13 protein-coding genes are annotated in these 13,222 nt (G+C 75.5%); 8 read left to right on the forward strand and 5 right to left on the reverse strand.

Annotated elements, in window-relative coordinates:
- The first annotated feature begins 36 nt into the window (after positions 1–36).
- Positions 37–1,161, forward strand: a complete 1,125-nt coding sequence (locus tag AC3CCI_RS10635) for an AI-2E family transporter (protein ID WP_354594819.1) — start codon at positions 37–39, stop codon at positions 1,159–1,161.
- 199 nt (positions 1,162–1,360) lie between these two features.
- Here the strand turns inward: AC3CCI_RS10635 and AC3CCI_RS10640 are convergent, their stop codons facing one another.
- Together AC3CCI_RS10640 and AC3CCI_RS10645 are read right to left on the reverse strand one after the other, a co-directional pair.
- Positions 1,361–1,627 carry a hypothetical protein gene (locus AC3CCI_RS10640; protein WP_488627161.1) on the reverse strand — a complete coding sequence of 89 codons (267 nt, stop codon included), beginning with the start codon at positions 1,625–1,627 and terminating at the stop codon, positions 1,361–1,363.
- 61 nt (positions 1,628–1,688) lie between these two features.
- The gene (locus tag AC3CCI_RS10645; RefSeq protein WP_354594817.1) at positions 1,689–1,886 is read right to left on the reverse strand and encodes a hypothetical protein; all 198 of its coding nucleotides are present in this window, start codon (positions 1,884–1,886) and stop codon (positions 1,689–1,691) included.
- 207 nt (positions 1,887–2,093) lie between these two features.
- Here AC3CCI_RS10645 and AC3CCI_RS10650 point away from each other — a divergent pair, with 207 nt between their 5' ends.
- Positions 2,094–3,800 carry a RecQ family ATP-dependent DNA helicase gene (locus AC3CCI_RS10650; protein WP_488627162.1) on the forward strand — a complete coding sequence of 569 codons (1,707 nt, stop codon included), beginning with the start codon at positions 2,094–2,096 and terminating at the stop codon, positions 3,798–3,800.
- A gap of 94 nt (positions 3,801–3,894) precedes the next feature.
- Here AC3CCI_RS10650 and AC3CCI_RS10655 read toward each other — a convergent pair whose 3' ends face one another.
- The 3 genes from AC3CCI_RS10655 to AC3CCI_RS10665 form a co-directional block, all read right to left on the reverse strand.
- Positions 3,895–4,620 carry an esterase/lipase family protein gene (locus AC3CCI_RS10655; RefSeq protein WP_354594815.1) on the reverse strand — a complete coding sequence of 242 codons (726 nt, stop codon included), beginning with the start codon at positions 4,618–4,620 and terminating at the stop codon, positions 3,895–3,897.
- Positions 4,621–4,658: 38 nt separating this feature from the next.
- The gene (locus AC3CCI_RS10660; RefSeq protein WP_488627163.1) at positions 4,659–5,825 is read right to left on the reverse strand and encodes a LysM peptidoglycan-binding domain-containing protein; all 1,167 of its coding nucleotides are present in this window, start codon (positions 5,823–5,825) and stop codon (positions 4,659–4,661) included.
- 109 nt (positions 5,826–5,934) lie between these two features.
- Positions 5,935–6,162, reverse strand: coding sequence for a hypothetical protein (locus tag AC3CCI_RS10665; RefSeq protein ID WP_488627164.1), 228 nt, complete (start codon positions 6,160–6,162; stop codon positions 5,935–5,937).
- Positions 6,163–6,322: 160 nt separating this feature from the next.
- On the opposite strand from AC3CCI_RS10665, the gene AC3CCI_RS10670 reads away from it, so the two are divergent.
- The 6 genes from AC3CCI_RS10670 to AC3CCI_RS10695 all read left to right on the forward strand — a co-directional run bounded on the left by AC3CCI_RS10670 (position 6,323) and on the right by AC3CCI_RS10695 (position 12,984).
- Positions 6,323–6,499, forward strand: coding sequence for a CsbD family protein (locus AC3CCI_RS10670; protein WP_354594812.1), 177 nt, complete (start codon positions 6,323–6,325; stop codon positions 6,497–6,499).
- Positions 6,500–6,640: 141 nt separating this feature from the next.
- A complete protein-coding gene (locus AC3CCI_RS10675) occupies positions 6,641–7,300 on the forward strand; it encodes a DUF4232 domain-containing protein (RefSeq protein ID WP_488627165.1) in 660 nt (219 codons plus the stop codon).
- 184 nt (positions 7,301–7,484) lie between these two features.
- A complete protein-coding gene (locus AC3CCI_RS10680) occupies positions 7,485–10,655 on the forward strand; it encodes an FtsX-like permease family protein (protein ID WP_488627166.1) in 3,171 nt (1,056 codons plus the stop codon).
- Positions 10,652–11,491: an ABC transporter ATP-binding protein gene (locus AC3CCI_RS10685; protein ID WP_488627167.1), complete on the forward strand. Its 840-nt coding sequence runs from the start codon at positions 10,652–10,654 to the stop codon at positions 11,489–11,491. Before AC3CCI_RS10680 ends, AC3CCI_RS10685 begins: the two co-directional genes overlap by 4 nt.
- The gene (locus tag AC3CCI_RS10690; RefSeq protein WP_488627168.1) at positions 11,484–12,152 is read left to right on the forward strand and encodes an ATP-binding cassette domain-containing protein; all 669 of its coding nucleotides are present in this window, start codon (positions 11,484–11,486) and stop codon (positions 12,150–12,152) included. The genes AC3CCI_RS10685 and AC3CCI_RS10690 overlap by 8 nt, the downstream gene beginning before the upstream one ends.
- Positions 12,153–12,291: 139 nt before the next feature.
- The gene (locus tag AC3CCI_RS10695) at positions 12,292–12,984 is read left to right on the forward strand and encodes a DUF6518 family protein (RefSeq protein WP_488627169.1); all 693 of its coding nucleotides are present in this window, start codon (positions 12,292–12,294) and stop codon (positions 12,982–12,984) included.
- Positions 12,985–13,222 lie beyond the last annotated feature (238 nt).

Below are 13,222 nucleotides of genomic sequence, written 5' to 3' on the forward strand. Positions count from 1 at the left end.
CGGCCCTCGGCGCGCCCGGCACGCCAGGATGGGCTGATGCCCTCGTCACCCCGCGCCCGTCTCGTGCGTCGCTCGGCCGGAACGGCCCCCCGGGCCGACGCCCCGCCCAGCCCGATGCAGCGCCCCGGCGCCTTCCGGTTCGGCCTGATCGCGACCCTGGGCGGCGGGTTGGGCGTCGGCATCATCGTGGCCCTGATGGCCCTGTCGACGATCCTCGTCTACATCGGCCTCGCGTTCTTCCTGGCCCTGGCCTTCGAACCCGTCGTCCGTCGCCTGGCCCGCGCGGGCGCCCCCCGGTGGGTCGGCGTCGTCGTCGCGGTCGTGCTGGTCGTCGGGGTGGTCGTCGGCATCGTCGCCGCGGTCGTGCCGCGGCTGATCGAGCAGATCGGTGACGTGGTGCGGACCGCCCCGGCCGCGCTGCAGGACCTCTCGCGTCAGCCCTGGGTGCAACAGGCGGTCGAGACGATCGGCTTCGACCTGGACATCGACGACGCCGTCGGGGCCGTGACGTCGTACCTGCTCGACCCCGACCAGCTGCTCGCGCTGGGCGGCGGGCTGCTGGCCGTCGGGCGGGGCATCACCAACGGCATCACCGCCGTCATCGTGGTCGCCATCCTGACGCTCTACTTCGCCGTCACGCTCCCGCAGATGCTGCGCTCGCTCAGCCGCGCCGTGCCGCGGAGCCACCGCGAGAACGTGATGAGCATCGCGGACGAGATCTTCCTGTCGGTCGGCCGCTACGTCGCGGGGCAGGTGGCGCTCGCGGCGATCAACGCCGTCTTCGTCTTCGTCGTGCTCGAGATCGCCGGGGGGCCCGTGCCCGTGCTGTTCGCGACGCTGGCGTTCTTGGGAGCCCTCATCCCGGTGGTCGGCACGGTGGTCGCCTACTCGATCATCATCGCCGCGACGATCACGGTCTCGCCGGTGACCGCGATCGTCGTGGGCGTCGTGCTGCTCGTCTACGCCCAGGTCGAGGCCTACGTGCTGACCCCCCGGGTGATGTCGAAGGCCGTGGCCGTGCCCGGCGCCCTCGTGATCGTGGCGGCGTTCGGCGGCGGGGCGCTGGGCGGCATCCTGGGCGCCCTCGTCGCGATCCCGATCGCGACGGCCGGCGTGGTCGTCTTCGAGCGCGTCGTGGTGCCGCGACAACAGCGCGTCTGACCACGAGGTGGTCCGAGCGGGGTGACCCGCCCGGGCGGGAGCCCGGCGGGTTCAGGTCGCCGGACCCCCGGTGCCACGGCGGCCGTCGACGTGCGGTCGACGACGGGCCGGGCGGGGAGGCGGGGTCTGGGCCTGAGACGACTGTAGCGACCTCGGGGCGCCAGGTGAAGAGGCGGACCGCACCCGCGCCTCCCGGGCGTCAGGCGGTGGGGCCGACGGGGCCGACGGGGCCGCCCTCCGCGGGCGGCGTGGCGGGACCGGTGGGCCCGGCCGTCCCGTCGTCGGCGAGGAGCAGGTCGATGCGCAGCTCGCGCTCGCGCGTGATCGCCGACAGGGCCCGGATCACCCAGAGCAGGGTGCGGATCAGCAGCACCCCCAGCGTGATCACGAGGGCGACGACCACCAGGACGAGCACGGGGTAGAGGACGTCGATCAACGAGAAGCCGAAGCCGGGGCCGTAGGTCATCGTCCCACGCTAGGCCACGGCCGCCAGCGGGCGGCTCCGCCTCGCGACGGAGCCGCCCGGCTCACTCCTCGGCGTCGGCGGGGCTCTCGTCCGCCTGGGCGGTCTCGTCCACGCGGTCGCGGAGGTGGTCCGCCATCGAGGCGGCCCCCTCGTCGCCGTGGTCGGCCTCGACCTGTTCGATCAGGCCGCTCAGCTTCTCGTGGTCGGTCGCCTCGGTGGCGCCGTCCATGACGGGTTCGGTCTGCTTCTCGTCGCTCATGGGTCGGACGCTACGCCGCGGGGGTCGCGTCCGCCTGGAGGCGTCGGTGACGGCGACCCCGGCCGGGTGGGTCGGGTGGCCGAGGGGTAACATGCGCGGCCCGACGGGGCCGGGGTACGCGAGGGCCGGGCATCGCCTGTCAGCGCCGCGCGTGTCGCCCGACGCGTGCCTGGGATGGAGACCTGCCCCACCAGGACCGAGGACCACATGAGCGCCACCACGCACCCCACCGACCACATCGACCGCCGCGCCGACGCCACGGTCGGCACCGACGACGTCGTCCGTGCCGCAGCCGACCTGTTCGGCTGGGACGACCTCCACCCCGCCCAGCTCGAGGCCCTGGAGGCGGTGGTCGCGGGGCGGGACACCCTCGCGGTCATGCCCACCGGCTTCGGCAAGTCCGCGATCTACCAGGTCGCGGGCGCGGTGCTCGACGGTCCGACCGTCGTCGTGTCGCCGCTCATCGCGCTGCAGGCCGACCAGGTCGCCGGCCTGGTCGGACGACCCGACGCCCCGCCCGCCGTCGCGATCAACTCGGGCCACACCGACGCCGAGAACGACGAGGGCTGGCGACGACTGGCCGAGCGGGAGGTCACCTACGTGTTCCTCGCCCCGGAGCAGCTCGCCCGCGACGAGACCGTCGAGCGCCTGCGCGACGCCGGCGTCGCCCTGTTCGTCGTCGACGAGGCGCACTGCGTCTCGTCGTGGGGCCACGACTTCCGGCCCGACTACCTGCACCTCGGCGAGGTCGTCGAACGCCTCGGCGGGCCCACGGTGCTGGCGCTGACCGCGACCGGTTCCGGCCCCGTGCGCGACGAGATCGTCGAGCGCCTGCGGCTCGACGACCCCCTCGTGCTGAGCCACGGCTTCGACCGGCCGAACCTCTCGCTCGAGGTCGTCCGGCACGAGGACGACGACGAGAAGGCCCGCGCCGTCGTCGACCAGGTCGCGGCCCTGACCACCCCCGGCATCGTCTACGTCGCCAGGCGCAGGGCGACCGAGGACTACGCCCGCGCCATCGCCGAGCGGTGCCCCGACCGCACGGTCGTCGGCTACCACGGCGGCCAGCGCTCCGCCGAACGCGGTGAGCTGCACGAGCGGTTCCACGCGGGCGAGGTCGACGTGGTCGTGGCGACGAGCGCCTTCGGCATGGGCATCGACAAGCCCGACGTGCGCTTCGTCGTGCACGCCGACGTGCCCGACTCGCTCGACTCGTACTACCAGGAGATCGGCCGTGCGGGGCGTGACGGCGACCCGGCCTCCGCGACGCTGCACTACCGCCCGGAAGACCTGTCGCTGCGGTCGTTCTTCGCCTCGGGGCTGCCGGGGCGGGCCGACCTGCGCGGCGTGTTCACGGCGCTCTCGGCGGCGGGCCGGCCGGTGCGGCGGTCGGAGGTCGCCGACCAGCTCTCGCTCGGGGCCCGGACGGTCTCGCGCCTGATCGACCTGTTGCTCGAGGCGGGGACGCTGACCGAGTCGTCGAAGGGGTTCGAGCCCGTCGACTCGTTCGACGCGAAGGCGGCGGCCGAGGCCGCACGTCGGGTGGCCGAGACCCGGGAGCGCGTCGAGCACTCCCGCATCGAGATGATGCGCACCTTCGCCGAGGCGCCCGGTTGCCGCCGGCACTTCCTGCTCGGCTACTTCGGCGAGGACTCGCCCGAGCGCTGCGGCAACTGCGACGGCTGCCGGGCGGCCGAGCCCACCGAGGAGGCGCGCGAGGGTGGGCAGGACGACCGCACCGACACCGCGCCTCCCGCGTTCGCGAACGGGGCCCGCGTCACGCACGCGACCTGGGGCGCGGGCACGGTGATGAGCACGGACGACGACCGCATGACGGTGTTCTTCGAGAGCGAGGGCTACAAGGTGCTGGCCGTCGCGGACGTGCTGGCCCACGAGCTGCTGACGCCGGCCTGACCTGCAGCGAGCCGTCGGTCGGGGGCGGCGGCGGCCGGGGCCGAGGTCAGGCGGGGCCGGCGTCGGGCGGGGCCGACGTCAGGCGGGGCAGGCGTCAGGCGGGGCCGGCGTCGTCGGGTCGGGCCGTCTCGTCGGGCTCGGCGGCCGCCGCCAGCACGGTGGCGATCGTGCGGGGGTGGGCCAGCACGCGGAAGTGGCCGCCGGCGTGCAGCCGGACGTTCACGGCGCCGGGCAGTTCGCTGCCCTCGGGGATGTGCGGGTCGAACTCGCCGTAGACCGAGGTGATGCGTCCGTTGACCGACGCGTCTCGGCCCAGCAGCATCGTCGTCGCGTCGCGCGGCGAGAAGGCCCGGAGGGCGGGCAGCACCAGCCAGGTGGCGTACCGCGAGCCCGAGAACGGCGAGCACACGGCGACCATCGACCGCACGCGACGCGTCTCGTCGAGCAGGGCCATGACGTACTTGCCGATGAGGCCGCCCTTGCTGTGGGCGACGATGACGACGTCGCCGAGTCCGTGCGTCGCGAGGTAGGCCGCGACGTCCCGGGCCGTGGCCTCGACCGGTCGGCTGTTCCACCGCAGGTCGTCGAGCACGTGGACGGGGTGCCCCTCGGCGTGCAGGCGTTCGATCATCGGTCGGAGGAACGACCAGGTCTCCCAGACGCCGGGGATCACCAGCACCGGTCGACCGGCACCGCCCAGGTAGCGCTCGGGGTCGCGGGGGCTCGTCACGGCCCGCACCTGCCAGACGGCGGCGTAGGCGTAGTCCTCGAGCCACCAGACGGCGTGACGGACGAGCCGCCGGGGGTCGATCGAGGGCATCCCTCGACCTTAGGCGTCGGGGTCGCCGGTGCGCCGGGTCAGATGCTGTCGGGGTCGAGCACGAGCGTCGTGCCCGCGAACAGGTGTTGCTCGTCGTCGATGACCTGCAGCCCCTGGTTCATGTAGAGCAGGGCCGAGACCGAGATGCCGAAGCGCCGGGCCACGACGTCGATCAGGTCGTCGGGCGCCACGGTGTAGCGCTTGGGGGCCCCGCGAGCCGTCGTCGCCTCGAGCGTGCCCGTGGCGAAGGTCGTCGCACCCGAGTCGACCGGGGCGATGTTCGTCTGGCGCGGGGGCACCGACCAGGCGACGGGCGCGACCGCGAGGACCTTGCCGGTCGCGAGCTCGACGGGGACGTCCGAGGAGGTGCTGGCCGAGTAGACGACGAGGGTCGAGAGGTACGAGGGCTGGCTGAGGGACCCGAAGCCGCCCGACGCCGAGGTCGGCGTCGAGGTCGGGCCGGAGATGCCGACGACGCCGTCGCCGCCGTAGGTGATGCCGTCGCCCACCGAGGGGGCGATCTCGAAGAACGCGGCGGTCACCGGGACCGGCAGGCTCGACGTGGCGTCCGTCAGTTCGGCCGAGTACGTGTCGTCGCCGACGGCCACGACGCGGTAGTGGAAGTGGACGCTGCCCTTGGGCGATGCGACGTCGGCCTCGGCGACCACGGTGCCGGCCGCGACCGGGGTGACGAACGGGGCGGGCACGGACGCGTCCTGCGGCGGTGGGGTCGCGGCGCGGGGCGAGGGCGTCGACGAGGCGGTCGGCAGGGGGGACGGGGGCGGGGACGCGCTGGCGCTGGGCGTCGACGTCCGGGCGACCGTGGTCGGGCGGGGTGCGTCGGTGGGGGAGCCGGCCGCGAACGGGGACGAACCGGTCGTGAACAGGACGGCGCTCACGACGACGGAGACGAGGGCGGCGCCCGCGACGACGGCCCCGACGACGGCGAACCGCCGGCGCCCGGAGCGTGCGGTGTCGTCCCCGTCGTCGCCGTCGGTCCCGTCGGCCCCGTCGACCGCCGACAGGCCCTCGTCGTCGGTGCGGGCGTCGCGGTGGGACCAGGCGACGAGTCGGGGCCCGGTGTCGGCGTCGGTGCTCGACTCGGAGGCCGTCGTCGAGTCCTCCGGCGGCGGAGGTGGAGCGAACAACTCGTGCCCGGGCGTCAGACCGTCGTCGTCGTCCGCCCCTGGTGTGTGCCGTGCCATGGTGCCCCCCTGGCGATGATCCTAGGGGGTGCCGTCGGCCGGGTCGAGATCGATCGGTCTCGACCCGGGCCGACCGGCCGACCGGCCGGCCGTCAGGTCGGCGGCCGGGTCAGCGGCCGGGGTCGACCTCGGCGGCGGGGGCGTCCGGTCGATGGGCGTCGGGCTCGTCCTGGACGTCCGTCTCGGCCATGCGGACCCGCAGGTGCTCCGCCTTCTCGTCGTCGGTCGCGCCCGCCAGGTCGCTGTCGACCTGCTGCTGCAGGCCGGCGAGCCGCTCGGCGTTCGTGGCGTCGTCGCTGCCGTCCATGATGGGGCTGGTCTGGGGGGTGGTGTCCATGTCGTGGACGCTACGCGCAGCGCCTGTCGCCGTCGGGCGGGGCACACAGGATGGGGCCGCGACCCGGAACAGCCTGTGAACATCGACCCGGTCGAGGCGTGCGGCCTACCGTGTGCCTGGTACCGGGCCCTTCCGGTCGACCACAACCAGGAGGTACGGCATGTCCGTCGGAGACAAGGCAAAAGATTTCGTCCAGAAGGCAGCCGGCAAGGCCGAAGAGGCCGTCGGCAAGCGCACGGACGACGAGGAGCTCACGAAGCAGGGCCACAAGGACCAGCACATGAGCGAGGAGCGTCTCGAGACCGAGAAGGCCAAGGACGACCTGGGCGGGAACTGACCCCTCTGCATCGATCCACGAAGGGCCCGGCATCCACGGATGCCGGGCCCTTCGTCGCGCCACCGGGGGACGACGCCCCGGCCGACTCGAGGGATTCGTGCAGAGTGTGCACGTTTTCATCGGCGGTGCTTCGGTGGAGGCATGAAGCGTTCCGTCTCGTCCCTGGTCACCGTCGCCGCCCTCGCGGCGTCCGCCGCCGTCGTGCTCTCGGGTTGTTCGTCACCCGGCGACACGGAGGCGGCGACCACCCCCACCGTGACCGTCACGGCCTCGCCGTCGAGCACGTCCACGCCGACGGCGACCCCGGGGCCGGACGGTGCGTCGGGCGGTGGAGGCGACCTCGGCGACGGCGCCACGGGCGCGGCCTCGTCGAGGTGCACCGTGGACGAGCTCACCGCCGAGATCGCCGACGGGGGCGGGGGCGCAGCCGGCAGCTACGGCGTCGCGATCATCCTGACGAACGGTGGGCAGCGCTCGTGCACCCTGCAGGGCTGGCCGGGCGTCTCGTTCGTCGGCGACGGGAACGGGACGCAGATCGGCGCCTCGGCGGCGCTCGACCGGTCGACCCCGCACGAGAGCCACACCCTCGCCCCCGGTGGTGAGGTGCAGACGATCGTGCAGATCGCCCAGGCCGCGAACTACCCGGCCGACGAGTGCTCGCCCCAGGCGACCGACGGGTTCCGCATCTACCCGCCCGGGTCGCTCGAGTCGATCTTCGTGGGCGCCTCGGGCTCCAGCTTCGACGCCTGCTCGAACCCGGCCGTGCAGCAGATGACGGTCAGCGCGCTCGCCACCTTCTGACCGGACCCGGCCGGACGGCCCGGCCGCCCCGACGCCGACTCGCGTCGCGTCGCGTCGAGTGCCCGTCCGGGCGGTCGATCGGCGCTACTGTCTGCACAGACGACCGGCACGAGGAGGTGCGATGGCGCATCGTGCCCGTGGGCGCACCGATCGCGTGCGCCCCCCTGGCGGGCGGGCCGAGCACGTGGACCACACCCGGCGCGGCGACGACGGCGCGCGGCCCGCCCGCGTCCGGCCCGCCTGGCTGACCAGCGTCCGCCGCCGGCCCGCCGGGGCGGTCTCGCTCGTGCTGCTCTCGGCGCTCGCCGTGCTCGTGTCGGTGCTCGCCCCCCTGCTGCTGCGGGCCGTCGAGCAGGTGGGACTCGCCGACGCGACGGGGCGGTCACACCTCGACGACACCGCGGTCGTGAGCATCGCCGACGTCGAGCCGGGGCGGATGCTCGTCGCCGCGTCCGACGTCCGCTCGGTGGTGCAGTCGGTCGACACCGCGCACGACGCCGGCGGGGCCTCGCTGTGGCGGGCCCCCGTGACGGCGGCCGAGAGCGGCGGCGACACGACCTGGATCTCGCCGGCCGACCCCGACGTCACCGGCAGCGCTCGGGTCGCGGGCCTCTACGGCAACGACTGCGGGGACGTCGTCCCCGTCGACGGACGTTGCCCTGCCGCGGCGGCGGAGGTGATGGTGCCGTCGACGATCGAGGGCGTCGCCACCGGTGACCTGCTCGACCTCGACACCGGCAGCTCCGTCGTCGAGGCGACGGTCGTCGGCCGGTACGACCCCCGGCAGGGCGACGGTCGGTTCTTCGCCGCGCCCTCGCGCGCGGTCAGCGTCGACGTGCCCACGACAGACGACCTCGTCGTGTCGTCGGACGGGTTCGACGCGCTGCTGCTGACGTCGAAGGCCTACGGGGCGCTCGTGCTGAGCGGCCCCCTGGCCCTGGACGACGTCGACACCGCCCTGACGGACGTCGCGACGGCCCGTGAGTCGGCCCTCGGGACGGCGGGGGCCGAGTCCGACGTCGAGCTGCGCACCGGCCTGCCCGGCGTGCTCGACCGGGTCGGGCGGCAGGGCGACGCGGCGACCGTGCTGGCCGCCGTGACGGCCCTGCAAGCGCTCGCCCTGGCCTGGTTCGCGGTGGCGCTGGTGGTGCAACGGCTCGCCAGGGTGCGGTCGGCCGAATGGGGACTCGCGCGCCTGCGCGGGGCCACCCGCGGGCGGTGGCTCGCCGTCGTCTTCACGGAGCCCGTGCTGGCCGTGGTCGTCGGCGGCGTGGCGGGCGGGTCGGCGGGATGGGCCATCGCGGCGGCCGTCGTCCGGTCGGCCCTCGGACCGTCGGTCCCCGTCGAGCCGACCCATCCCGTCGTCGTCGCCTCGGCCGCGCTGGCCCTCGTCGGTTCGGTCGTCGCCCTCGTCGCCGCGAGCGTCCGCTCGGCCGTCGTGCCGCTCGACCAGCTGCTCGCCCGCACCGCCGAGCCCCGCCGCCTCGGCCGCCTCGCGGTCGTCGTGCAGTCCGGGCTCGCGCTCGTGACCGTGACCGTGCTCGTGGCCGCCGTCACCCAGGGCGAGGTGACCGGCCCCGGCCTGGCCCTGCTCGCACCGGGACTCGTCGCCGTGCTGGTCGGCGTCGTCGCCCTCCGGGTCGCCGCCCTCGCCGTCGGGCGGTCGACCCGACGTCCGCCCCGGTCGCTGTCGTCCCTGCTCGTCGCCCGTCGGCTCGGTCGGACCCCGTCGGTCCTCACGGCGGCGGTGCTCGTCTGCGTCGGCGTCGCCCTCGCCTCGTGGTCGACCCAGGTGGCCGTGACCGCCGACCGCCTGCAGGTGGACCGGGCCCGCGCCTCCGTGGGGGCCTCGACCGCCCTGACGGTCAGCGTGCCCTCCGACGTGCCGTTCGTCGACGCGGTCCGGGCGGCCGACCCCGACGGTCGCCGGGCGATGGCGGCCGACGTCTACACCCGCGGCCAGGGCGTCGGGCGGCTCGTCGCCGTCGACGCGTCGCGTCTCGGGGCGGTCTCGGCCTGGTCGCCCGCCTGGAGCGACCTCGGCGACGCGGACCGGCTCGCCCGGGCCCTCGCACCCCGGGGCGGCGAGGCACTGACCCTCACGGGGACGAGCGTCTCGGTCGACCTGGCCGACGTCGCCACGACCGTGCCCGAGGGCTTCTCGGCCGAGGACTTCACGACCGACCTCGCCGACGTGTCGGTGCGCCTGGTCGTGCAGGCCGACGACGGCTGGCACACGGTCGACCTCGGCGAGCCCCGCGACGGCACCCTGACGAGCGTCCCCGGCCGGTTCCCGTGCGCGGACGGGTGCCGCGTGGTCTGGTTCGGGGCGACGAGCTCGCGGGCGACGACGCCCCCCTTCGGCCTGCGGCTGACCGTCACCTCGCTCTCGACCGACCGCCAGCCCGCCGACGAGCTCGCGGGGTGGGTCTCGGCCGACCGCTGGCGCGACCGCATCGGCGACGGCGTCGACCCGCAGCGGCCCGCACGGGCGACCCTGGCCGACCTCTCGGACGGTCGGGGCCTCGCGCTCGTCCTGATCGACGAACAGGGGGCGGGCACGGCGTCGATCGCGCCGCTCGACACCCCCGAGCCGATCCCCGCCCTCGTCGCCCGGGGCACCCCGGTGACCCCGCTGGCCGGCGTCCGCGACGGCGTCGTCGGGCTCGGACCCGACCTCAGCGAACGCGCCCTCGCCCGGGTCGGCGAGGCGCGCGTCCTGCCGCGGGTCGGCGGCGAGGGCGTGCTCGTCGACCTCGGCGTGCTCGACCGGGTGACCGACCCCGCCCGCTCCGAGGCGAGCCACGAGGTGTGGCTCGCCCCGATGAGCGCAGCCGAGGAGGCGCGGGTCGTCGACGACCTGTCCCGTCGGGGCGTCGAGGTGGTCGCCTCCCGGTCGCTCGCCACGGTGGCCGACGGGTACCGGCGCTCGGAGACGACCCGCGCCTCCTCGGCCACGCTCGTGGTGGCGGTCGCGGCGCTGCTGCTCACCCTCGCCGCCACCGCGGCGCTGCGGGCGGTGTCCGCAACCGGGCGGCGCGAGGACCGACGGGCCCTCGCGACGGCCGGCATCACGCCCGGGCGCCTGCGTCGGGTCGCGCTGCTCGAAGCGTTCCTGCCCCCGGCGGCCGGGGTCGTGCTCGGCGTCGGTGCCGGCCTCCTGGCCTACCTGCTGACCGTGCCCGGGCTGCCCCTCGTCGTCGGGGCCGGCCGGACGCCGCCGCCCGACCTGGCCCCGTCGGCCTGGCCCCTGCTGGCCCTCGGCGTCGGGACGCTCGCCCTGCTCGCCGGCATCGTCGGCGTCGCGACCCGGCTCGAGGCCCGGGCGGCCGACCGGACGGTGGGCCCCCGATGAGCGACCTCGCCCTGTTCTGCCAGGGCCTCGTGCACGTCTACCGCGAGGCCGGCACCGACGTCGCCGCCCTGCGTGGGGTCGACCTCGTCGTGCCCGCCGCCCAGCGCGTCGCCGTGCTCGGGCCGTCCGGGTCGGGCAAGTCGACGCTGCTCTCGATCGTGGCCGGGGTGACGAGGCCGTCGGCGGGGCGTGCCGAGGTGTTCGGCACCGATCTCGCGACCGCCCGGCCCGCCGACGTGCGACGCCTGCGCCGGGGCACCCTCGGGCTGATGATGCAGGGCGCGCCGGCGAACCTGCTGGCCCACGAGGACGCCGCGGGCAACCTCGACCGGGCGGTCGGCGGCTCGCGGGAGGCCGTCCGGGTGGGGCGCCGGGTGCTGCGCGCGGGCGGCGTGCTGGGCGACCGACGCCCCGTGGGCCGGTTGACCCCGACCGAGCAGCAGGTCGTGGCCCTCGCCGTCGCCCTCGCGCCCCGGCCCCGCCTGCTGCTCGCCGACGAGCCGACCAGCCGCCTGGGCGAGACGGCCCGCGACGCCCTGCTCGACCTGCTGGTCGACACGGCGGACGCCGCGGGCACCGCCGTGCTCGTCGTGACGCACGACGACGCCGTCGCCGCCCGCATGCAGCGCATGGTGCACCTGCGCGACGGTCGCGTCGGCGAGGAGGCCACCGCCGAGGGGCGCTGGTCGGTCCTCGGCACGGACGGCTCGCTGCAGCTGCCACAGGGCCTGCGCGCCGACTGGCCCGACGGGGCGCTCGTGTCGGTCGACGAGGTCGCACCGGGCGAGCTGCGGGTGCGTCGCGTGACCGACGACGAGGGCGGCGTCCGTGGCTGAGGGTGAGGCCGTGGCCGGCGGCGGGGGACGGGACGAGGAGGCGCGGGTCGCCTCGCCCGGGCTGCGTCTCGTCGGTCTCGTGGTGCGTCGGCCCGACGGCTCGCCCTCGGCGCCCCTCGACCTCGTCGTGCCGGCGGGTGGCGCGGCCGAGCTGCGCGGCGAGCCGGACGGCGTGCCGTCCGCGGTGCTGCGCGTCGTCGCCGGGCTCGAGCACCCGGTGTCCGGGCGGGTGTCGTTCGGTGCGGCCGACCCGACGGTCGGTTCGGTGACCCGTCAGCACGAACTGCTCGGGTCGCTCACGGCCGCCGAGAACGTGGCGGTGCCGTTGCTCGCTCGACCGGACCGCGGGCGGGCCCGGCTGGGCGACTGGTCGGAGGTCGACGCGCTGCTCGGGCGGCTCGGCGTCCCCGAGGCGAGTCGGCACAACCTGCTCGAGCAGCTCTCGGGCGGGCAGCAGCAGCGGGTCGCCGTGGCGCGGGCCCTCGTGACGCGGCCCTCGGTGCTCTGCCTCGACGACCCGACGAGCGAGTTGGACCCGGCCAGCGCCGGGGTGGTCTGGTCGGTGGTCGACGACGCCCGGGCCGAGGGGGCGTGCGTCCTGTCGGTCGGTGCCCCGGGTGGCCCCGCGCGACCGGGTGCCGTCGTGCTCGACGTCGGGTGAGGCCGGCGTCGGTCGGGGTCGGGCGTCGGGCGTCGGTCGGGTCGGGCGTCATCCTCCCGGGGCACGGCCCGCGACCGGGGGAGGACGCGGCGCGCGGCCGCCCGTTCGTACGCTGGCACCCCGTCGAAGGAGACCCACCGTGACCGAGACCCGACTCGCCCCTCCCACCCGTCCGTCCCCCGGAGCCGTGCCCACCCCGTCGGTGGCCGCCATCGTCGCTCGCGCCGCGGGCCGCACGGCCGTCGTGGCGGCCGCAGCCCTCGTGCTCGGTGGTCTCACGAGCCCGGCACAGACCTTCCTGCCGCAGTGGATCGGGGGGTTCGCGAACTCGTCCGGTGGCTGGTCGATCCTCGTCTTCGCGATGGTCTGGGCCGTGCGCAGCCGCCCCGCCCTGTCGGCCGTGCTCGGGGCCGTCGCCTTCGTGCTGCTCGTCGAGGGCTACCGCATGGTGTCGGGGTGGCGGGGCTTCTACTACGACGAGCCCTTCCAGAACGAGTTCACGGTCATCGGACTGCTCGTGGGCCCGGTCATCGGCGTCAGCGCCGCCCTCGTCCGTTCGTCGTCGCCCACCTGGCGGACCCTCGCGGTCGCGCCCCTGTCGACGGTGCTCGTCGGCGAGGGGCTCTACGGGCTCGTGGTCCTCGGCCAGGGCCTGCAGGACGTCTGGTGGGTGCTGCAGATGGTGCTCGGCGCGGCGTTCCTCGTCGGGGGCACGGTCGGCACCCGGAGGTCCGCACCCCCGTGGGTCCCCGTCGTCGCGGCCGGGTCGGTCGTCGTCCTGTCGGTCGTGCTCGTCGTCGCCTACGCGGCCCTGCCTCTCCTGCTGATGTGACCCTCCGCCGCGTCCCGCCCGCGCTGTTGCCGTCGCTGTCGCCGTCGCCGTCGCTGTCGCTGTCGCCGACGCCGTCGCTGACGCGGTCGCCGTCGCCGTCGCCGTCACTGTCGCCGACGCCGTCACTGACGCGGTCGCCGTCGCCGTCGCGGTCGCGGTCGCGGTCACCGTCGCCGTCGCCGTCGCCGTCGCCGTCGCTGTCGGTCCCGGCCTTGCCGTCCGCGTCCGCGTCGGCAAT

The sequence above is a fragment of the Frigoribacterium sp. CF331 genome (assembly GCF_057787905.1).

Coding starts and splice junctions, on each gene's coding strand:
- AC3CCI_RS10685 (WP_488627167.1), top strand. CDS start 10,652: ATGAGCGACCTCGCCCTGTTCTGCCAGGGCCTCGTGCACGTCTACCGC.
- AC3CCI_RS10670 (WP_354594812.1), top strand. CDS start 6,323: ATGTCCGTCGGAGACAAGGCAAAAGATTTCGTCCAGAAGGCAGCCGGC.
- AC3CCI_RS10660 (WP_488627163.1), bottom strand. CDS start 5,825: ATGGCACGGCACACACCAGGGGCGGACGACGACGACGGTCTGACGCCC.
- AC3CCI_RS10650 (WP_488627162.1), top strand. CDS start 2,094: ATGAGCGCCACCACGCACCCCACCGACCACATCGACCGCCGCGCCGAC.
- AC3CCI_RS10665 (WP_488627164.1), bottom strand. CDS start 6,162: ATGGACACCACCCCCCAGACCAGCCCCATCATGGACGGCAGCGACGAC.
- AC3CCI_RS10645 (WP_354594817.1), bottom strand. CDS start 1,886: ATGAGCGACGAGAAGCAGACCGAACCCGTCATGGACGGCGCCACCGAG.
- AC3CCI_RS10640 (WP_488627161.1), bottom strand. CDS start 1,627: ATGACCTACGGCCCCGGCTTCGGCTTCTCGTTGATCGACGTCCTCTAC.
- AC3CCI_RS10675 (WP_488627165.1), top strand. CDS start 6,641: ATGAAGCGTTCCGTCTCGTCCCTGGTCACCGTCGCCGCCCTCGCGGCG.
- AC3CCI_RS10635 (WP_354594819.1), top strand. CDS start 37: ATGCCCTCGTCACCCCGCGCCCGTCTCGTGCGTCGCTCGGCCGGAACG.
- AC3CCI_RS10655 (WP_354594815.1), bottom strand. CDS start 4,620: ATGCCCTCGATCGACCCCCGGCGGCTCGTCCGTCACGCCGTCTGGTGG.